The following is a 20,210-nucleotide window of genomic DNA, read 5'->3' as shown; positions in this document are numbered from 1 at the left end:
AATTCTCCTGATTTTTCAAGCTTCCAATAAAGAAAATCATAAATTCTCTATAAATCTTAAAATATAATAGGATGATATTATTGCTAAAACAGTTGCGATAATGGAGCGAATAAACAAACTCATAATACCGTCAGCTCCAATAGGAGAAAAGATCATAATCTTCAACAGAAAATCAAATCCGTAGATTAAAATGATAAAAATCAAAAATTTCATGATAGCGTACATAGTTTACCCACTTTTCTCTTCGATTCTATTATTCAAATAACTATACACTAAAGTAAAAAAAAAGAGCTACTCCGAGGAGTTGCCCTTACACCATTATTTGACAAACAAATCTTCCAATACTTCACTTACTGCGGCTTTCCCTTGATCCACACAATCGGGCAATCCTAGACCTTCATAAGAACTTCCGGCCAGCTTAATCATTGGGAATTGCTCTTTAATTTCTTTTTTCGCTTTTGCCACGCGTTCTTTATGCCCTACAACATATTGAGGAGATGCATTTTTCCATCGTGTGACTACTGAAAATAGAGGTTCTTGATCAATTTTAATCGTTTTACGTAAATCAGCAAGAACGATTTTTTCAAGTTCGCTATCAGACAATTCCACTGCAGACTCATCACCTGCACGACCTACAAAACCGCGAAGCAGTACATGTCCATCAGGCGTGGTTGTTGGCCACTTACGATGAGTCCACGTACAAGCAGTAATGGAATAATCACTGTTCCTCGATACTAAGAATCCCGTGCCTTCTTTATCTTGTTTGACTGCTTCTTCTTTAAAAGCCAGTGCAACAGTCGCAACCGAGGTAGCAGGCATCTCCTCGAAATCAGTCATTAATCCATGGTCTTCAAATAATGGCAAAGCTGCAAGATGAGGTGTTGCTACAATTAATTGATCGAGAAGCATTTCCGAATCGTTGTTCAGGAAAAGATTCACTTGATTCCCGACTCGTTCGAAACGTTCTACACGGACACCCTTCATAACAGAACCAGGTTCGAGTTGCGCTTCAATTGCTTCCACAATCGTTTCCAATCCATTCCTAAATGTACGGAAAATGCCCTCTTTAGACTTAACAACAGGCTGTTTAGGGGTCGTTTTTTTTGAACCGATAATCAGGCTGCGATGTTCCTGTTCCAGCTTATAAAACTGGGGAAAAGTTGCCTGGAGACTCATTTTATCAATATCCCCAGAATAGATACCTGATAATAGCGGTTCAATTAGATTTTCGACCACTTCTCCGCCGAAACGTCTGCGTAAAAATTGTCCAACCGACTGATCTTCATTAACTGCAGACTTAGGTAAAACAAAATCTCCAGCTGCGCGGAATTTCCCGCTCCATGAGAACAATCCCGAGGTGATGAAAGGCGATATTTGCGTAGGAATGCCCATAACAGACCCTCCAGGAATCGGATGCAGACCATCATTGACGAGTATATATGCCTGTCCAGTTGCATTGCTGACAAGTTGATCACTAATGCCAAGATCCTCGGCCAGAATACCAAAGCTTTTCTTACGAGCCAAAAACGAGTCAGGTCCCCGTTCGATAACAAATCCATCTTTACGAACTGTCTGGATTTTTCCTCCAAGACGATGGGAAGCTTCTATCAAAACTACTTCAAGGGGATACCCTTTTTCTTTCGCTTCCTTCTGCAAGTAAAAAGCAGCTGCCAACCCAGTAATTCCGCCACCAATAATCGCTACTTTACGTTTTCCTTGAGACACAGTCATCATCACTTTCGATTTCAGTTTCCTTATTTTTTATCTAAATGCTTTAGTACAACATCTGACATCGCATCAATAAACAATGGTTGCGTGTTCGGCATTTCAGGTCGGTAGTAAGTAGCTCCGATTTCATCCGTTACCACTTTACACTCATAATCATTATCAAATAGCACTTCCAAATGATCTGCTACAAACCCGACTGGCGTGTAGACAAATGTGGAATAGCCTTTTTGTTCATGCAATTCACGTGTCAAGTCTTGAACATCCGGTCCAATCCAAGGTTCCGGCGTTTGACCGGCGCTTTGCCAACCAACTTCGTAGTTCTCAACACCAGCTGACTGCGCGATTAAGTCCGCCGTCTCTTTTAACTGGTTTGGATATGGATCGCCATTTGCAATAATTTTCTCTGGCAATGAATGCGCTGAAACAATCAGACATGCTTTCGCACGTTGTTCTTCCGACATCGAATTGAACGTCTCAGAAACCTTTTCAGACCAATACTGAATAAATTTAGGTTCATCATACCAACTCTCTACAGAAGTAATATGAGGACCGCCTAATTTTTCAGCTGTCTCTTTTGCACGTCCGTTATACGATTTAATTGAAAACGTTGAAAAATGAGGTGCAAGTACAATCGATACCGCTTCCGTTATCCCATCTTTGTGCATTTGCTCCACTGCATCTTCCACAAATGGTTCTATATGCTTTAAGCCAATGTACAATTTAAATTCAATTTCATCTTGAACGGCATTCAAACGATCACGAAGTGCAGCAGCTTGATCATCTGTAATTTTTGCCAAAGGAGAAATCCCCCCAATTGCACGATAACGATCTCTAAGATCAGTCAGTGCTTCAGGGCTTGGCGGACGGCCATGGCGGATATGTGTATAATAACGCTCTAAGTCTTCTTCTTTATAGGGCGTACCGTAAGCCATCACAAGCAGTCCCATTGTTTTTTTAGTCAACTTGATCACCTCATTCATTAATTTACATTCTTCATTTTGCCACGTTCATAACCTTCGAGCGAACTTATACGCCTTATGAATGTGCTTTCATCTGTGCACGGCTGTATTCATGGACAAATGATGTTAATCGTTTCAACGTATCTGGATTTACTTCAGGGAATACGCCGTGACCTAAATTAAAGATATGTGAAGGATGAGCGATTCCTTGATCGATGATTTCTTTTGCACGTTCTTCAATAACTGACCAATCCGCCAATAATAGGGATGGATCTAAGTTGCCTTGAAGCGTTTTCGTCAAGCCCATTGCACGCGCTTCTTTAATGGATAAACGCCAGTCCAAACCAACTACATCAACTGGCAGGTCATGCCATTCTTTTGCCAAGTGGCTTGCTCCAACACCGAATGTTGTCACTGGTACACCTTGCTCTTGAATAGCTGTAAAAATACGTGTCATTACTGGTTTAATGAAAATACGGTAATCTTCAATATTCAATGCGCCAACCCATGAGTCGAAAATTTGAATCGCTTTTGCGCCAGCATCGATTTGTGCTTTTGTATAAACGATGATCATATCAGCAAGCTTGTCCATTAACGCAAACCAAGCTTTCGGTTCCGATACCATGAACGCTTTCGTTTTGTTGTAATTTTTTGATGGTCCGCCTTCGATCATGTAACTCGCAAGTGTGAAAGGAGCTCCAGAGAAGCCGATTAAAGGCACATTCAGTTGTTCTTCAGTCAAAATCTTGATTGTTTCAAGTACGAACGGAATGTGATCATGTGGTGAAAGTTCCCCAAGCTTTTCAACATCCTGAACTGTACGTATAGGGTTTGAAATAACAGGACCTACGCCTGCTTTAATTTTCACATCCACACCGATTCCTGGAAGTGGTGTCACAATATCCTTGTATAAAATAGCAGCATCCACATCATAATTTTCAACCGGTAAGCGCGTGACGTATGCACATAGTTCTGGTTGATGTGTAATTTCTTCTAATGAATACTTCTCTTTAATTTTACGGTATTCCGGTTGTGAACGTCCTGCTTGACGCATATACCATACTGGAGTGTAATCCACTTTCTCGCCTCTTGCTGCGCGTAAAAACGTGTCGTTAATCTGTCTCATGAAATTTATGCCTGCCCCTCACAAAGTGTTTTTGTTTTTTATATCTAGCTCTGAGTGCCAGCTTACATCTAAGCTTCAGGACCTCATGCACTCTACGCTTTTCGTTATATTCGTTCTAAATATAGACGTTCTCTAGACTATTGTATAGATTTCAGATGCAATTGTCATAGAAATGCCTTGATTCGTAGACATTCTTTTGACAAAGTGTTGTTTCGAGCACTTTTGAGTGGGGAAGATTATAATGTACATATAGATACGGAGGGATTTTGAATGAACATTTACTTAACATCAGGTACACCTGAATTCATGGATTCTTTGAAGGAAAAACATGCAGGAGAAAATATGATAGTCCTACATGGAGAAGGTAATGCTGTCCTGTTACATGAAACAAGTGGCAAAACAGTTTTCCAAACTCCACGTAAATATGAAGTCATCGACTCTTCTGGTGAGCTGAGTGAGCAAGGCTACTTCGTATTCAACAATATCCCGGTTACAGATGAAGGTCGTCCAATTTTTGAACACCGCTTCACCAATCGTCCTCGTGCCATAGAGGACGAACCAGGTTTTATTGCGATCCGCGTGATGCGTCCACTGGATTCAGACACATACATTATTTTGACGGAATGGACAGGAGCCGGTTCATTTGAAGCATGGCAAAATTCACAAGCTTATAGCAAGGCACACGAGAAACGTGGAACAGAGGAAGGGATCGACAAACGTCCTAACATTTTCTCAAGCTCTTCTTATGTAACGACTTATAAAGCCATAAAAAAAGCTGACGAAGCTCTTTAATCTCACACAAAAAGCGCCATTCCTCGGGGAATCGGCGCTTTTTTTATGAAAAAGTTTGTGAAATATTTATCGCTCATATGAAAGGATTTATCGATCAGTCTGGAGATTTATCGCTCAAACTGACGATTTATCGCTCAAATGCAACAATTTATCGCTCAAACACGTTTCACAAGCAAGTAAACTTCATGAGACGCTCAATAAATGCACTACATATTCGCCAGTAATCGTTTGGCGATTTGTTGATATTCATCCGGTCCGATACCTGGTGCAAACTCTTCCGGTAAATCGTCAAGATCCGGAATTGGCCCACCTTTAGGAATACCATCTTGAACAACAAGTGGCTGTCCGTTCAGTGGATTATCACCTTTCCAGATGGAACGAATATCTTTATACTGCCCTTCATCATTCCACGTAAAGAGAATATTCCCTAAACCTTGATCTTCGAATTTTCTCGCATGATCAAATTTCCGATTATCCAAATTCGGAATCGGAAGCATTTTCGTTATGTCGACTCCCGTTGCCATTTCAATGGCTTTCGCATATGCAAGCACGTGCGTTCCGCCGCGTACAAGTAAATAACCAATCATTTCCCGCGCCGTTTCATGATTCGTCATCTCATACACACGCATCTTATGTGTTCTTGCGCCGCACTCGAGGAAGAAGTTATGCAACAGGTCCAACACTAAGTTTCCACTAGAAAATACATGGTCACCACGCCAAGGATTACCCATAGAATCGCCAGCCATGGAAGTCTGTGCGGTTGCTATGAGGGCATAGGTATTGCGTTGATCCTTACCATTCTGCAATGGCGTCAAATCCGGATCACCAGCAAAAGAGGTTCCTTTTTGCAAGATATTGATGGTGTTCGATACCAATTCAACATGACCAAATTCTTCAGCCGTAATACTGGCTACCAAATCATAAAACGGTTTGAATTTCGTTTTTTGCCGAAAATTGAAAGACTGATACATATAATTATTCAAGGTCGACATTTCTCCAAATTTTCCGCCCAATAATTCTTGAACGGCTGCAGCCGCGTTGGCATCCCCATATTCCGGTACCGGCAGTTCAATTTGTAGCCTGTTTACGCGTTTAAACATGGAATCTCCTTCTCTCACATTTTATGAATTCGACACTTTCTGATTATGTTTATGACTGTCAGCAAGTGAATATGTTCATTTTCTATTTATGAGAAGCCGGAGACACCCAGATAATTTGCTGAATTCGGACGTAAAATGGCGTACCATTCGTTTCCACAACTACGTGATCTGGCATTACTTCTTTAAGAACACCTTTTACTACACTATTATTTGATAATTGGACGACAATTCTTCCACCTACAACTGACGCTAACGTCTGGTATACGTAAGGATCAAAACTGCTCACAAATTCTACAGACGGCTGTTGATCATTCATTCAATCCACACTCCTTTCAATCAATACCCATATTGTATGGAGGTCGTGGAGCAAAGGTGCTAAGTAATTTCTTTCCTCTGTTTGTGGCAATCTGAAAGTAAAACTTTAATAAACAATCAGAAAAGGTGTGAATATCTCCACCAGTTGTTTGTTTAAACAGTGTCTCGCATCTGCAGTTCGGCTAATATCTTTAGTTCATCTGAACGGGAAACAATAAATTTCTTCATGTAGTTTTCCAAAAACAATTTGTCTGCCACTCTTCCAATAATGCCGAATGGGGCCTCGTAAGAAAAGGTATCTTTCATCATAGTACCGTAATTGATTTCCGTAAATTCGTGCGTATGAGTAAACGATTGAAAAGCTCCATTGACTTGAATATCAATAAAAAAATCGGGTCTGACCATCTCTGTAATTTTGGCAGTTAGCCTTTGTTTCACTCCAAAATGAGTGGCTTCCATGTAACACAATCTCCTTTTTCCAACAATCCTGTTTTCACGCCATCAACTGCCACTTCTTTTGTTTGAGAAGTCGTTTGCATGTGCACTTCAACGCTTCTGGCAAGATCGAAACACACATCAATCGGTGCTTTTATGTAAGTAATGTGTTCGAAAACCGGCATTCTAAGACACTCCTTTTTGTGGAAAACAGTTTTTATCTTTACCGAGTAAAATTTCATCAACACTGGCTAAAACAACTGCTTGTGTTCATATGGTCTAAGTAAAATCTCACCGATTCCAAAGAAAAAATATGAATGAAAAATAATCGCTTTATTTGGTTCACAACTATCTATCTTATATCGATTTACATTTACGTTTTCTCTCGCTGACGGGATGTTTTCTCCGTCTTAAGACGGAATTTATGCTGTTTGTTGAATTTATGAAACTTCAATTGTTTAGAAGTATCCCCAATGATATAATAACAAACATTCAAACTATTTCGACATTCGAAAGGAGAATTTTTGTGAAGAATCAATTATTTGAAAAACTGGATGCAGCATTTGAAGAAATGCTCGTCATCCGCAGACATTTACATATGCATCCTGAAGTTTCGTTTCAGGAGACAAATACAGCAAAATACATTCAAGACTTTTATGCAAATTTAGGAATTGAGTTCACAGCAAATGTTGGCGGGAATGGCGTAGTAGCTAGAGTAATAGGTGCTTTGCCAGGCAAAACGGTTGCCTTACGTGCCGATTTTGATGCACTGCCTATCCAGGATGAAAAAGAGGTATCTTACAAATCGACAGTACCTGGCGTCATGCATGCCTGCGGTCACGATGGTCATACTGCTACGTTATTAGTCCTTGGAAAAACGTTGCATCAAATGCGCGAACAACTTGCCGGCGAATACGTACTTATTCACCAACATGCAGAAGAATATGCACCGGGTGGAGCGCAACCAATGATTGAAGCGGGTTGCTTAGAAGGTGTTGATGCAATCTTCGGAACACACTTATGGTCATTAACTCCTGCAGGAACAATTGAGTACAGAGTCGGACCTGTAATGGCAGCTGCGGACCGATTCGAGATTACGATTCAAGGTCGTGGAGGGCACGGAGCCAGTCCTCACCAAACAAAAGATGCCATTGTCATCGGTGCGCAACTCGTTACCAACCTTCAACAAATCGTTTCACGTCGTGTAAGTCCTGTAGAATCGGCCGTTTTATCAGTGGGCTCTTTCGTAGCGGAAAATGCATTCAATGTTATAGCGGATTCTGCAAAACTAATCGGAACTGTGCGTACATTCAATCCTGAAATCCGGGATCTCGTTGAAAAAGAAATGGAACGTGTCATTCAAGGAACATGCCATTCAAATGATTGTACTTACGAATTTTTATATGAACGTGGTTACAATGCTGTCATTAACCATGCTAATGAAACTCATTTCCTGAAAGAGCTGGCTGAACTTGTACCGGGTGTAACTGAAGTGCGTGAAACTGAACAGCATATGGGTGGCGAAGATTTCGGTTACTATTTGGAAAAAGTTCCGGGTACATTTTTCTTTACCGGAGCCCAGCCTAAAGGAGAAGTATTCCCTCATCATCATCCGAAATTTGATTTCGATGAAAATGCCATGTTAATCGCCGCAAAAACTTTAGGTGCAGCAGTAGTAGATTATCAAGACAAATAAAAATGACCGATCTCATGAATAATGAGGCGAAATGCTATTAATATACTTTCACCAACAAGCTACTTCTAAAGCGAAGTAGCTTTTTTCTAGTGTCTGAATTGCGCTTATCGGCCAAACATCGAATATTCACCAGGATTAGGCATATTATTGTAAGACCATGTCTAATTGGAGGTTACGATGAGAAGGTCAAATAACGGAATACTGCTGCTTGGTTTGTTATTTATCAGTCTGGTTGTCGTCATTATTATCCTCTCGTCTTTTACCGGAGAATCAGATCAGGACCTTTATTTGCGTGACGTGAAAGAAGTTGAGGCTGTCACCAGTAAAATGATCGAAACGAACTTTCAGCAAGAACTGATTACTGCACTTAAAAATGAAGGATATAAACCTACGGGAAGCATTGCCTACACGATTTTCAGTATGGATAAAAAAGAATTAACGGTCGTTCTGCATGGAATTGATACGAGCAGAAGAAAAGCAGAAAATTACATACAAGATCTTACAAACCAACTTTCCACTTCAATTGGTCTCGGAAATTTTGATGTAACTGTTGTCGAAGATAAAGATTAAGCTACTTTTTGAGAAAGGATGAATGTATGGATTTACCGGTTGCGATCGGACACAAAATTCTTCAAAAGCAAACACCCAAAATTAACGTATACTATCCTTTTGTAATTGGTCTCGCTAATCCTCAAGCGGAATTAAAAATAAACTCCGCCATTGTCTTAACAATGAATCAAATAATGGTCGAGCTTGGATATCATGAACCGAGTCTACAAGAAATGGTTGGAGAATTTGAAATCAAAACTAACGAACGAAATATACTAAGTCTCACTTTAACCGTTTATGCATTTACTGGCGGTGCTCATGGCATGACGATTGTTAAAGCGTTGTCATTTGATGTGACTACAGGCACTCAATATGAATTAAAAGATTTATTCAAACCTGATAGTGATTATGTTACGGTGTTATCGAAAATCATTGAACAGAAAATAAAAGATTGGGAAATTCAACTTCTAGAACCATTTACTAAAATCAGGTCAGACCAAGATTTCTACTTTGCAGACCATTCAATGGTCATTTACTTCCAACTCTACGAAATCACCCCTTACGCTTGGGGCTTCCCATACTTCCCTATTCCAATACTCGACATTCAAGATATCATTCAGCCAGATGGTCCTCTCGAAAAATTATTGCCGTTCTGAACGAGTATCTAATTAAAACCAATTTGGGTGTTTTCAGACGTCAATGTCGTTTTTTCAGACGTGATGCTTCATTTTTCAGACGTCCTCTCCATTTTTTCAGACGTGAATGTCTAAAAGTCAGACTGAGCCTCCACACGTAACCAAATGGCATCTCCTCTTTCACATTTAAATGTTTTTTAACCATCAAATAGGGCTGTTCGCTATGCTCGACAGCCATTTATAAGTAAAAAAGGTCTCATATCCCCTTAATAGCGGGATATGAGACCTTCTTTATTTTCTATTTACTCATTCGTAACGTAATCTCACTAACTACTACGATAATTAGTGGCAAGACAAATAATATTCCTTGCTCCATTCCTGCCATAATTACAGCAATCAGAACGATGATTGCTTGCAGAACTTGTACTACTCTTACTAATTTCTCTACAGACTTTTTACGGGCACTCTTGGCCAATGGAAAGAGCATATCCATACGGAATTCACTTGATGAAGAAAGAGCTTGTTTGATTTGAATAGCGGAAGCGAAAGCCAGCGCACCTACGAAAATCATCACTACAACTGGAATACCGATGAATGCCGCACCTAAAGCAGACAGTCCCGTTAAGCGAAGCCATAAATAGAACGTATCATCTGTGCGTACAAAAGTACGAAACACTAAATAATTTTGTCCATTTTCTTGTTGGAATGGAATCATACGATACAACCAATCCATCCAAGGTCGACGATGGATGCTTCCCCGTATATGAGGAACATCCGTGAAATAATTTGCAAAGCGATAAAAACGTAACATACGATTTTGTTCCATTTTCACAAAGTGTTCATAAGGAAAAGGTTGTCCATTCAGTTGACGATTCCATGCCATAAAGTAAAAGATGACAGGAATAAGCAGTAACACTATATAGATAGGATTCGTATGAAAGACTGCTGCAAGGACAGCACTCGAAATTAAAGCACGTAAAAATCGATCTCCCCATATCCCTTGTCCCCGATTCGCCCATCTGAATGCAAACTCCACATGAACATTCCACCATTTCAATAACAAGATAGCGATAAACAAAACACCAAGTAGCAAAGGTGGAACATCGCTAACTTGACGCAGTAAAGGAATAGCAACAACAAATGGCAGGACAACGATAAAAAGTTGAGACCAAAAAGTCCAAGATAAAGCTTTTCTCATATAACTCATTAGCTTCGATTCGAGAGGCAACAAATAGACTTGATCCGGTTCACGAATCAAAGTTGTTGGCAAACTGAAAGCAAGTAAAATCCCAATAACAACAGCCACTAACCACGTTGCAGGAAAATCTTCCGGTGCAGTCTTCAGCCATTCACTATATTGATAACCACCCGCTCCAAGGACAAAAACAAATACAATAGCCAAATGCCCTGTAAACACATATTTCATGTATTTCTGAAGTTCGTTTATGTAATGAAGAAATCGTATTCTCCATACATCATGCAGGTTATTCATGGTCTTGCTCCTTCGTCATTGCGATGTACAGATCATCAAGAGTAGCCAGTGGCATATTGAAGGCTGCTCTTAAATCATTCATCGTGCCTTGTGCACGCATGCGTCCGTTGTGCAATAACAATATACGATCGCAATATCGTTCAGCTGTCGATAAAATATGCGTAGACATGAGGACAGATGCCCCAGTTTGTTTTTTTTCATTCATTTGATCAAGCAACGATTGAATGCCCAGTGGGTCTAGTCCAACGAAAGGTTCATCGATTATATATAATGAAGGATTTACTAAAAAGGCACACATAATCATGACTTTTTGGCGCATTCCTTTTGAAAAATGTGATGGGAACCAATTTAAGCGTTTTTCCATTCGGAATTCCTTCAGCAATACTTCTGAACGAGCTGCTAAAGTTGCTTCATCTAACCCGTAGGCCATGGCAGTGAGTTCCAGATGTTCCTTTAATGTCAGTTCGTCATACAACACGGGTGTTTCCGGAATATATGAAAATGCTGAACGATAGGCATCCATATTTTCCTGCATAGTCACTTCGTTCAAACGGATTTCTCCGTCTTTAGGATTCATTAAGCCGATAATATGTTTGATGGTTGTACTTTTCCCTGCCCCATTCAATCCAATCAGACCCACTAATTCTCCAGGTGCAATTGAAAAGGATAAATCATGAATGACCGGTTTTCGTGTATATCCACCTGTTACTGCATTTACTTCCAATACGTTCATCAGATGCACCCCTTTTATTCTTTATCTTATCAAAAAAATTGCTACATGGCTTTTCACTTGTCACTTCTTTGTATGATAAACTTATGACCATATCTTGAAAGGACGTGACCCATAATGAGTGAGTGTTTATTTTGCAAAATTGTAGACGGTTCAATTCCTAGTACAAAAGTGTATGAAGACGAGCATGTATTAGCCTTTATGGATATTATGCCACTGACAAAAGGACATACGCTATTAATTCCCAAAAAACACCATGAAAATGTGTATGACATGTCTTCTGAAGAGGCTGGTCAATTATTCTCTGTTGCTCCGAAAATTGCTGAATCAATAAAAGCTTCTTTTCACCCAGCAGGCATGAATTTGTTAAATAATAACGGGGCTCCTGCCGGTCAAAGTATCTTCCACTTCCATCTTCATTTCATCCCTAGATATGATCAAACGGATGGTTTTAAAGCTACTTGGCAAACAAAAGAAAAACAATATACAAATGAAATGTTCGCTGAGTATGCCGAACTAATAAAGTCGAATATAAGCAAGTAAACTTGCAATAACCCGCTTTAGCTTGTAGAATCTTGAGTATGTTTCTCGCTGTCGATCACAGGATACGCCAGGAGGCACTAAAAAATAGTTTAGAATAGTTGAGGAGAGATGAGCAAATGAATACGAAAAATTTAGTTTTAATGGCCCTTCTGGTTGGTGTAGGTGCCGCATTGTACTTAATCATTCCAGGTTTCGGCGGTGGGATGAAACCTGACTTTATGTTAACGATGATGTTTATTGGAATTTTATTATTCCCTAAAGCATCACATGTATTTTTACTAGCACTGACAACGGGCGTGATATCTGGATTGTTTTCAACTTTTCCAGCTGGTTTTTTACCAAACATCGTGGATAAGTTTGTAACAGCTTTTGTATTTTTTGCAGTCGTTGTTGCATTGAAGCATTTTACAAAGAAACTTCCCGTAGCAATCGCACTTGCAGGAATAGGTACACTTCTGTCAGGAATCATCTTCCTTTCTGTTGCCATTTTTGTATTAGGTGTGAATGTGCCATTTAGCGGATTAGTGATAGGAGTCGTTTTACCGACTGTAGCACTGAATGCTATTGCATTCTTCTTTATTTTCCCGATTGTAACCAAATTGGTTAAACGTTCGAAATTCGATACTGCTTTTTCAAATTAAACTTTCAATGGTCTGCCTATATTGGCAGGCCATTTTTTGCGTTTTTCAGCTACGGCGCTTGTCTATCTTGGTGCTTTTCGCATTTCATATTGTTTTGGCTTGTCCTACATGTTTTAATTAATTGAAATGAAGGAATAGTATACATATATATGAAGGGAGTGCGTCTATAATGAAAGCTTCTACTTTTTTTGTTGGTCTAGTTTCAGGTGTTGTGGCAGGATCAGCAGCGGTCTTATTCTCTACTCCTCAATCTGGTAGCGATTTACGTTCGAATGTCAAAACGGCATCTTCTGATTGGAAAGAGAAATTATCTGAAGTTAAATTTCAAATAAGCGATTTAAAACAATCGATAGCTGGTTTAACTAAAACTGCAAAGACTGATGTTCCTCAAACGATTAATGAATTAAAACAATCTGTACAACAATGGCAGTCCGAAACTGCTCCGATTCAGGAAAGTCTACAAAATGAAATTGCTTCAATCCAATTGGCAATGGAAGAACTTGAAAAATCAATTGCTAAGCATCAAAAAGATTCTTCACCTGCCAATTCATAAGTATGCAAGTTGCCCTGCTCATATTTGCAGGGCTTTTTTTATTGTTCGAAGTCACGACTTCAAGTCATCTAAATGCTATTCAAATCATAATATTTCCAACATTCTAACTATGCAGACCTTTACTTTATTGCTATAATGATAGAAATTGATTTTTTTAGGGAGAAGGTGACGACATGTCTGAACAAATGTACACAATGAAAGAGGCTATGCTATACAGCCAGCGAATTGCCCAGCTGTCGAAAGCACTGTGGAAAGCAGTGGAAAAAGATTGGCAGCAATGGATAAAACCTTATGACTTGAATATTAATGAGCATCATATCTTGTGGATTTCATATCATTTAAAAGGAGCGTCCATTTCAGATGTTGCAAAGTTTGGTGTTATGCATGTTTCAACTGCCTTCAACTTTTCAAAAAAATTGGAAGAACGAGGGCTATTGTCATTTTCTAAACGTGAAGACGACAAGCGAAATACATATGTCGAACTCACTGAACAAGGTGAAGAGTTGTTAATGAATATGATCGAACATTACCATGATTCCCCTCACTCTGTTATTGAAGGATCAATGCCCCTAAAAGATTTATACGGGCGTTTTCCCGAGTTCATGGAAGTCATGGCTGTCATTCGAAATATTTATGGCGATGATTTCATGGAAATCTTTGAGCATTCATTTAAAAATATCGATCAATCATTTGATGAGAAGATTGGAAATATTAAACCGACTGTTTCAAGTAAAAGTCAGCAATAGCAACGTTTGAAAACGCTATCGAATTTGTAACAATTGTAGGCTTGCTTTTTTTATCAAAACATCGTAATGTATGTATCTGCAAGCATATTATTTTACAATAGGAGATGCATACAGTGCACTGCTGGAAAACCATTAATGTAAAAAAACAATACGGATTTGACCGTATTTTCATGTTGTCGTCACTACTCGTCGTTGCCGTCTTTTCACTTTTTTATGTAATGCTTGAAATCTTACACGACGATCGCCTTTCGGATGATAGATTTGCTGTTTTTTTACTCAGCTTTATGTTGTTGTATCCGGTTCATAAAAGTCTTCACTTTTTACCATTGATCGGCTATCGCAACCGCATTCACTTCTCAGTAAAGACACAATTTAATTTCATGCCGATATTATCACTTCGAATAAAAGAGCCTGTACCGAAAAAGCGTTTCTTATTCGCTTTACTAGCTCCATTCTTTATATTGAACAGCTTGCTTATCGCTGGAGCATTTATGTTCCCTGAATTCGGTCACTATTTTACGATGTTGCTAGCTTACCATTGTGGTCTCTGTCTGATTGATTTGTTATATATTAAAAATCTTGCCCGATCACCAAAAAAAGCGCTGATTGAAGAAACGGAAACAGGATATGAAATTCTTGTTCCTCCTGCTACCATTTAGTCAGATTGCTGTTCTTTTTACCGTGATTTTGTTATGATTATTGAGATTGGCAGAGGGGAGGAATAAACGTGATTATCGCAGTAGTTGTACTGTTCTCGATTGTGTATTTATTCCAGATTAATCGCATGACTTACGCATTATGTGCGCAACGAGAAATTCCTGAAGAAAAACAAAATAAGATTTTTCGTACCATAAATGTGTTGGTAACGATTTTACTGATTTCCTTTTATGTAGAAATTTTATTAACCGCATAAAAAAGTCCATTCGCCTGGCTTCAGGCAAATGGACTTTTTCTTTTGAAAAATAAAGCATACTTTTTCAAGAAACTCACAAGTTAAGAGAGTCTCTCAGTTCAGCTTCAAGCGTAAGTCCGAACCGCCGTTTCAACACTTAAAATAAAATCTAGTTCACTTAAGCAGGTGTAACGTCAGAATCAGTCTTTATCTGCTTGTTCTGATTTTGCTAAATTAGCATAAGAATGCTGCACCTACGATGATTAAAAGAATAAATAATACAACGATTAAAGCAAAGCTGGATTGTTGCGGATATCCACCACTCACTTCGCACACCCCCTTCCTCTTTGTTATCGTATGCACTTGTGTTCATCAAACGTAGGCAAATGTGGGAACCATTTTTGTTTTTTCATCGTTTATGGTATAGTAACTACGGCATCAAGAAGATAGTTAGGAGAGAATTCCCATGAAAAAAACCGTATTAACATTGACTTTAGCAGCATCTGTATTGGCTTTATCAGCTTGTAATGGTGACTCAGCAGCAGACGACAAAGCAATCGTGACGTCGAAAGCTGGCGATATTACAAAAAATGAACTTTACGAAGAAATGAAAGAATCCGTAGGTAAACAAGCACTTCAAGTTTTAATTATTGAAAAGGTATTAGCTTCAGAATATGAAGTGACGGACAAAGAAGTAAACGCTCAGTTTGACAAAGAGAAAAAAGAAATGGGCGAAAGTTTTGATCAATACCTTGAACAACAAGGTCAAACTGAAAAGAGCTATAAAAAATACATTCGCTTAAACTTATTACAAGAAAAAGCGATGACTGAAGATGTAAAAGTTACTGATGAAGAAGTAAAAGCTCAATATGAGAACATGAAAACTGAAATTAATGCGCGTCACGTATTAGTTGCTGACGAAGCAACTGCAAAAGAAGTAAAAGCGAAGCTAGATGGCGGAGCTGACTTTGCTGCAGTAGCAAAAGAATATTCAACTGAGCAAGCAGCACAGCAATCAGGCGGGGAACTTGGATGGTTTACGCCAGACAAAATGGTAAAAGAGTTTTCTGATGCAGCCTTAGCATTGGAAGTAAACAAAATCAGTGAGCCCGTTAAATCTGAATTCGGTTTTCACATTATTCAAGTAACGGACAAGCGTGAAGCTGATATTGGCTCATTCGAAGATAACAAAGCCGAAATTACGAAGACGCTAAAAATGCAAAAAGCTGATCAAACAAAATTGCTTCCTAAAGTTTCTAAGTTAATGAAAGAAGCAGATATTGAAATCAAGGATGAGGACTTAAAAGGTGCAATTGATCAACTTTTAAATCCTAAAGAAGCAGAACCTGCTGCTGAATAAAGATACATGAAAGGCGCTTCCCACTTGAGGAAGCGCCTTTTTGTTATATCTATTTTTCTTACCGCTTTTCTTATTCGAACGTCGGTTTATAGAATGATCGATTGTCGAGTGGGAATAAACGCTCGGAAAACTCTCCAGGGTTTGTTTTCTTTAATGCTCGATCCAGCATATTCATCTTCGCATCGATATTATCAATATAGTGAAGGATTTCCGCCTCACGAAGCATTGGTTTTTTTGGACTGCCCCACTCTTCTTTTCCATGGTGTGACAAGACCATATGTTGAAGGAGCATTACTTCTTCCCCTTCAATTTTCAATTCTTCTGCGGCTTTAGAGATTTCATTAACCATAATCGTGATATGGCCTAATAAATTCCCTTCAATCGTATAAGAGGTAGCGATTGGACCAGATAATTCAGTCACTTTTCCAACATCATGCAAAATAATGCCAGCATATAGTAAATCTTTATTCAATGAAGGATACAAATCACATAAGGATTTACCTAGCTTTAACATGGACACGACATGATCAATTAATCCCGAGACATAATCGTGATGATTTTTTGTTGCTGCAGGATAAGTCATGATTGCTGCTTGATGTTTTTTCAGCAAATGACGTGTTATCCGTTGAATTTGAGGGTTCTTCATTTCGAAGAAGAACTGCATGAGCTCCTCAAATAATACTTCTTTTGCTTTTTCGGCAGATGGAACGAGGTCACTTAAAGAAATGCCTTCATCTTCTTTTACTGCTCGAATGCTTTTAATTCGCAATTGATTTTTCCCACGATAGTGCTGAATTTCTCCACCAACCCGAACAATTGCTTCCGCATGGTACAACGTTTCGTGCTCTTCATTTGTATCCCAGAGCTTTGCTTCAATATCCCCACTTCTGTCTTGAAGAATCAGGGTCATAAAAGGATTTCCGGTTGTTGTGAAAGCTTTCGTAGATTGCTTGATTAATAGATAGTGATCGACAGTTTCGCCAACCGCTAAGCTTGTAATGCCTTTACCTTTCATACCGACGACACTCTCCTTTCCTTTTGCAACGATGCCACATCAATGATGTGTGCTTGAGACCAAATTGTTGTCATCTCTTCATGACATGTGAAATATAAAAATTGATGCTGTTTATCTAAATCTGTCATTAATTGTACCATTTGTTTCACACGGAAACGATCGAAATGAACAAAAGGATCATCCATTACTAAAGGAAAAGGCACTGAATCAAGTAATGATTCTGCCAATGCAAATCGCATGGCAATATACGCTTGTTCTTTAGTTGCCTGGCTCAGTTCAACAATTTGATATCGCATGCCTTTTTCATGAACTACTTCGAAAGTTCCCGCTTCGTTCACTTCTAAAGTCTCATATCGTCCATTTGTTAGGTGTCTGAAAAATTGCTGTGCCTTTTCAAGTACACTAGGGAGTCGATTTTCTTTCAAGTTGCTTATTGTTTGTCTGATGGCCTCTGAAACAGCTTTGTTGACTGACCATTTATATGCTAGTTCAGCAAGTTCGGTTTTCTTCTGTTCCAGTTTCTGTAGTGTATCTCCATAATGCTCATCACTTAGCATTGAAGTGGTTTGCTGACGGAGCAAGGCTTTTTCCTCCAATAAATCATGTCGGGAACTGGAAAGCTTGTCCGCTAGTTCGATCATTTGAGCCATATAGGTTTCTTGTTCCTGATCTTCTCCAAAAGATGTGGAAATTTCACCGATTGCTTGAAGTTGGGCTTGAACCGATTTAAGTTCCTGTATCAGGGATTGTTTGAGACGGAATGCAACATCCGCTTGATAAAAATCATGTTCGGATTCAACATGAGCCTCGTTCCATAACTTTTGTATTTCTTCTGAATGTGCATGAAGCAATTTCTCTTTTTCTGTTAGCTGTACTTTCCAATCTTTCATTTTCTCTTGATAAATTTCATGGTCTCTTCGTTTTCCTTTAACAGCGTTAAAGAGTTCTCGCAAACGGTGATAGGCATGCTCTTTGGAAAGCGCTTCACCCGTTGCATCAGACATTTCTTCAAGTCTTACCTTGATATTTTCTTCCAACGATTGAACTTCAGTAGTCTTTTGTGAAATCATTTGCTGGAGTTCCTGAATTTGACGAATGCGTTTAAAGAGTTCCGGGAACAATCGTGGATTCAGTAACTCTGTAAACCCATGAATCTTCAGGAAATCAGATAATGCTTCTTTCGTTTCTTTTTGTTTTTCTTCTTCCATATTTAGGCTATGTTCAATATTCATTATTACACGTTGTTGATCTTGGTATTTTTGTTTAAGCTGATCCAAACGTTCTTTATACAGTCTCACCTGATTAGCTAAATGCTCAGCTTTGGACAATTCCTCTTCCATTGCTGCAATTTGTGAAGAATAATCGACTATCTCCCTTTCTGGTGACACATTCACATTCATTTTCTTCAGCAGGACAAAGATGAGTCCTGCTAACACTATGCCTCCAATCGCAACTATCCAATTTCCTGAAATGATAGCTCCGATAATTCCGGCAATAAAGATTAGGGCCGTTATGATGTATGGGATGTTTGTATCCATTTTAGCTGGTTGCTTTTCAAAGTTCTGACGGGCTTTCAATTCCGATACTTCTCTTAACAGTTTTTGCACATTTTCACTATTGTGCTGTTCTTTTTCAGTAGGAGCTGTCGCACGGAGTTGTTCTATTCTCCGTTCAGTCTCTTCTTTTTCGATTTTTATTCGATCACAGCTCTGCAGTTCAAAACGAATGTTTTCTTCAGCTTGCTGTAAGCGTTGCATCACTTGTTGGAAAAATTCTTCGTTTTGAAGTGACACATCCATTTCCAACACTTGAGAAAAATGGTATTTGTCCTTAATTCCCAACAAGCGTCCTTGTTGTGCTATATCCAGCTTGGCTTGATTGAGTTCACTTACCAACTGTTGCTTACGAAGCATCCAGTGGTGCCACTCAGACTCATTAGCCAATAGTTCTTCCAATCTTCTTGTGCGCTCGACTGACCATAATTCATCGGCTTGCTGTTGCTGTTGTTGAATCGACTGTTGAAGTCGTTCCAATTGAATTCGCACTTCCTGCATGCGGTCCTTAATTGTTTCATATCGACGAATACCATCTACAGGGAAAGCCGATTGCTGAATAACCGCCAGTTCTGACTGCAAATGTTGCTGTTTGTCCATTAATGGTCTGGCCTGACGATGTTTGGCAAACTGTTCATTTTGATATTTGAGTTTCATCTCTTCACTGTTTAATGTTTCAAGCTCTCTATCTATTTCAGCAATGCGTAAAATGGATGGTTCATATTGATCAAATTTCGTTAGTGCTTCTTTAAGCGACTGATCCAGCAAGCGAATTTCTTCTATTTTGACATTCATTTCGGGATTTTTTCCCGATTTTTTAAATAAGCTATTCAACTCTTTAGTCGCTCGTTGTTCAAGTCTAGCCAAAGAGTCGACTCCCGTTGTTCCTGAAGAAAGGAGTGTCCTGCTAAGTTCTTCTTCGGTCATCTTGTCAAAGTTTTGTAATTGATGAATAGAGAACGAAAAAATAGATTCAAACGAGTTCCGATCATAGCGGTAAAGGACTTTTTTTAATGATTCTTCTTGACCTCTCGAGCCATCTTCAAAGTAAACCGTTACATCACCTGCAGATTTCCCTTTTACTCGTTCAATTACTACGTCTCCAAACTCACCATGTTTGATGTAAACTTGTCCCCCATATCTTCCCCCACCTTTTGGTTCATATCTCATTTGGGTTTGATTACGAAGTGGAAAGCCGAAAAGAATTGATAAAATGAATTGTTGGATAGTTGTTTTTCCTGCTTCATTCCATCCATAAAATACATTAATTCCATCTTTCAACTCGATCGTGACATCTTCATGCTGTCCGAAGCCATAAATCACTAGTTTTTGAATTTGCATGGAAAGTAC

Annotated in this window: 21 protein-coding genes and 1 pseudogene; 11 read left to right on the top strand and 11 right to left on the bottom strand. The window is 39.0% G+C overall.

Annotated elements, in window-relative coordinates; genetic code table 11:
• Nucleotides 1–318 precede the first annotated feature (318 nt).
• From hemY to hemE, 3 genes are all read right to left on the bottom strand, one after another.
• Nucleotides 319–1,731 (bottom strand): protoporphyrinogen oxidase, encoded by a 1,413-nt coding sequence (gene hemY, locus M9R32_RS14825; protein ID WP_269927544.1) that lies wholly within the window; start codon nucleotides 1,729–1,731, stop codon nucleotides 319–321.
• A 23-nt stretch (nucleotides 1,732–1,754) separates the two neighbouring features.
• On the bottom strand, nucleotides 1,755–2,690 hold the full coding sequence (hemH, locus tag M9R32_RS14820) for a ferrochelatase (protein ID WP_269927523.1): 936 nt from the start codon (nucleotides 2,688–2,690) through the stop codon (nucleotides 1,755–1,757).
• 73 nt (nucleotides 2,691–2,763) lie between these two features.
• A complete protein-coding gene (gene hemE / locus M9R32_RS14815) occupies nucleotides 2,764–3,813 on the bottom strand; it encodes a uroporphyrinogen decarboxylase (protein WP_269927522.1) in 1,050 nt (349 codons plus the stop codon).
• Nucleotides 3,814–4,083: 270 nt separating this feature from the next.
• Here hemE and M9R32_RS14810 point away from each other — a divergent pair, with 270 nt between their 5' ends.
• A complete protein-coding gene (locus tag M9R32_RS14810; protein ID WP_269927521.1) occupies nucleotides 4,084–4,605 on the top strand; it encodes an antibiotic biosynthesis monooxygenase family protein in 522 nt (173 codons plus the stop codon).
• A 206-nt stretch (nucleotides 4,606–4,811) separates the two neighbouring features.
• Here M9R32_RS14810 and M9R32_RS14805 read toward each other — a convergent pair whose 3' ends face one another.
• The 3 genes and pseudogenes from M9R32_RS14805 to M9R32_RS14795 form a co-directional block, all read right to left on the bottom strand.
• On the bottom strand, nucleotides 4,812–5,705 hold the full coding sequence (locus M9R32_RS14805) for a manganese catalase family protein (RefSeq protein ID WP_269927520.1): 894 nt from the start codon (nucleotides 5,703–5,705) through the stop codon (nucleotides 4,812–4,814).
• A gap of 82 nt (nucleotides 5,706–5,787) precedes the next feature.
• On the bottom strand, nucleotides 5,788–6,021 hold the full coding sequence (locus M9R32_RS14800) for a YuzF family protein (RefSeq protein WP_269927519.1): 234 nt from the start codon (nucleotides 6,019–6,021) through the stop codon (nucleotides 5,788–5,790).
• 152 nt (nucleotides 6,022–6,173) lie between these two features.
• A pseudogene (locus M9R32_RS14795) lies at nucleotides 6,174–6,640 on the bottom strand (SRPBCC family protein).
• A gap of 341 nt (nucleotides 6,641–6,981) precedes the next feature.
• Between M9R32_RS14795 and M9R32_RS14790 the strand changes: the two are divergent.
• From M9R32_RS14790 to M9R32_RS14780, 3 genes are all read left to right on the top strand, one after another.
• Nucleotides 6,982–8,151 (top strand): M20 family metallopeptidase, encoded by a 1,170-nt coding sequence (locus M9R32_RS14790; RefSeq protein ID WP_269927518.1) that lies wholly within the window; start codon nucleotides 6,982–6,984, stop codon nucleotides 8,149–8,151.
• Nucleotides 8,152–8,328: 177 nt separating this feature from the next.
• Entirely contained in the window at nucleotides 8,329–8,721 is a 393-nt protein-coding gene (locus M9R32_RS14785) for a hypothetical protein (protein WP_269927517.1), read from the top strand.
• 26 nt (nucleotides 8,722–8,747) lie between these two features.
• The gene (locus tag M9R32_RS14780; protein ID WP_269927516.1) at nucleotides 8,748–9,356 is read left to right on the top strand and encodes a DUF3298 and DUF4163 domain-containing protein; all 609 of its coding nucleotides are present in this window, start codon (nucleotides 8,748–8,750) and stop codon (nucleotides 9,354–9,356) included.
• 277 nt (nucleotides 9,357–9,633) lie between these two features.
• Here the strand turns inward: M9R32_RS14780 and M9R32_RS14775 are convergent, their stop codons facing one another.
• Both M9R32_RS14775 and M9R32_RS14770 read right to left on the bottom strand, forming a co-directional pair.
• Nucleotides 9,634–10,827 carry an ABC transporter permease gene (locus M9R32_RS14775; RefSeq protein WP_269927515.1) on the bottom strand — a complete coding sequence of 398 codons (1,194 nt, stop codon included), beginning with the start codon at nucleotides 10,825–10,827 and terminating at the stop codon, nucleotides 9,634–9,636.
• Nucleotides 10,820–11,560, bottom strand: a complete 741-nt coding sequence (locus M9R32_RS14770; protein ID WP_269927514.1) for an ABC transporter ATP-binding protein — start codon at nucleotides 11,558–11,560, stop codon at nucleotides 10,820–10,822. Before M9R32_RS14770 ends, M9R32_RS14775 begins: the two co-directional genes overlap by 8 nt.
• A 114-nt stretch (nucleotides 11,561–11,674) precedes the next feature.
• Between M9R32_RS14770 and M9R32_RS14765 the strand changes: the two genes are divergently transcribed.
• From M9R32_RS14765 to M9R32_RS14740, 6 genes are all read left to right on the top strand, one after another.
• A complete protein-coding gene (locus M9R32_RS14765; RefSeq protein WP_269927513.1) occupies nucleotides 11,675–12,100 on the top strand; it encodes an HIT family protein in 426 nt (141 codons plus the stop codon).
• Between the two features lie 116 nt (nucleotides 12,101–12,216).
• A complete protein-coding gene (locus M9R32_RS14760) occupies nucleotides 12,217–12,741 on the top strand; it encodes a tryptophan transporter (RefSeq protein WP_269927512.1) in 525 nt (174 codons plus the stop codon).
• A gap of 169 nt (nucleotides 12,742–12,910) precedes the next feature.
• Nucleotides 12,911–13,294: a YtxH domain-containing protein gene (locus M9R32_RS14755; RefSeq protein WP_269927511.1), complete on the top strand. Its 384-nt coding sequence runs from the start codon at nucleotides 12,911–12,913 to the stop codon at nucleotides 13,292–13,294.
• Between the two features lie 173 nt (nucleotides 13,295–13,467).
• Nucleotides 13,468–14,040, top strand: coding sequence for an HTH-type transcriptional regulator Hpr (locus M9R32_RS14750; protein ID WP_269927510.1), 573 nt, complete (start codon nucleotides 13,468–13,470; stop codon nucleotides 14,038–14,040).
• A 113-nt stretch (nucleotides 14,041–14,153) separates the two neighbouring features.
• The gene (locus M9R32_RS14745; protein WP_269927509.1) at nucleotides 14,154–14,699 is read left to right on the top strand and encodes a DUF3267 domain-containing protein; all 546 of its coding nucleotides are present in this window, start codon (nucleotides 14,154–14,156) and stop codon (nucleotides 14,697–14,699) included.
• Between the two features lie 68 nt (nucleotides 14,700–14,767).
• Nucleotides 14,768–14,953, top strand: a complete 186-nt coding sequence (locus M9R32_RS14740) for a hypothetical protein (protein WP_269927508.1) — start codon at nucleotides 14,768–14,770, stop codon at nucleotides 14,951–14,953.
• Nucleotides 14,954–15,166: 213 nt separating this feature from the next.
• Here M9R32_RS14740 and M9R32_RS14735 read toward each other — a convergent pair whose 3' ends face one another.
• Nucleotides 15,167–15,268 (bottom strand): YjcZ family sporulation protein, encoded by a 102-nt coding sequence (locus M9R32_RS14735; RefSeq protein WP_269927507.1) that lies wholly within the window; start codon nucleotides 15,266–15,268, stop codon nucleotides 15,167–15,169.
• A gap of 130 nt (nucleotides 15,269–15,398) precedes the next feature.
• Between M9R32_RS14735 and M9R32_RS14730 the strand changes: the two genes are divergently transcribed.
• Complete coding sequence (locus M9R32_RS14730) at nucleotides 15,399–16,292, top strand: peptidylprolyl isomerase (RefSeq protein WP_269927506.1); 894 nt, start codon at nucleotides 15,399–15,401, stop codon at nucleotides 16,290–16,292.
• Nucleotides 16,293–16,362: 70 nt separating this feature from the next.
• Here the strand turns inward: M9R32_RS14730 and yhaM are convergent, their stop codons facing one another.
• Both yhaM and M9R32_RS14720 read right to left on the bottom strand, forming a co-directional pair.
• Entirely contained in the window at nucleotides 16,363–17,307 is a 945-nt protein-coding gene (gene yhaM / locus M9R32_RS14725) for a 3'-5' exoribonuclease YhaM (protein WP_269927505.1), read from the bottom strand.
• On the bottom strand, nucleotides 17,304–20,201 hold the full coding sequence (locus M9R32_RS14720) for an ATP-binding protein (RefSeq protein ID WP_269927504.1): 2,898 nt from the start codon (nucleotides 20,199–20,201) through the stop codon (nucleotides 17,304–17,306). Before M9R32_RS14720 ends, yhaM begins: the two co-directional genes overlap by 4 nt.
• Nucleotides 20,202–20,210: the final 9 nt, after the last annotated feature.

Source organism: Paenisporosarcina quisquiliarum (assembly GCF_027563315.1).
GTDB lineage: Bacteria > Bacillota > Bacilli > Bacillales_A > Planococcaceae > Paenisporosarcina > Paenisporosarcina quisquiliarum.
The sequence above is the reverse complement of the archived record's forward strand: the minus strand, read 5'-3'. Positions and strand labels throughout refer to the sequence as shown.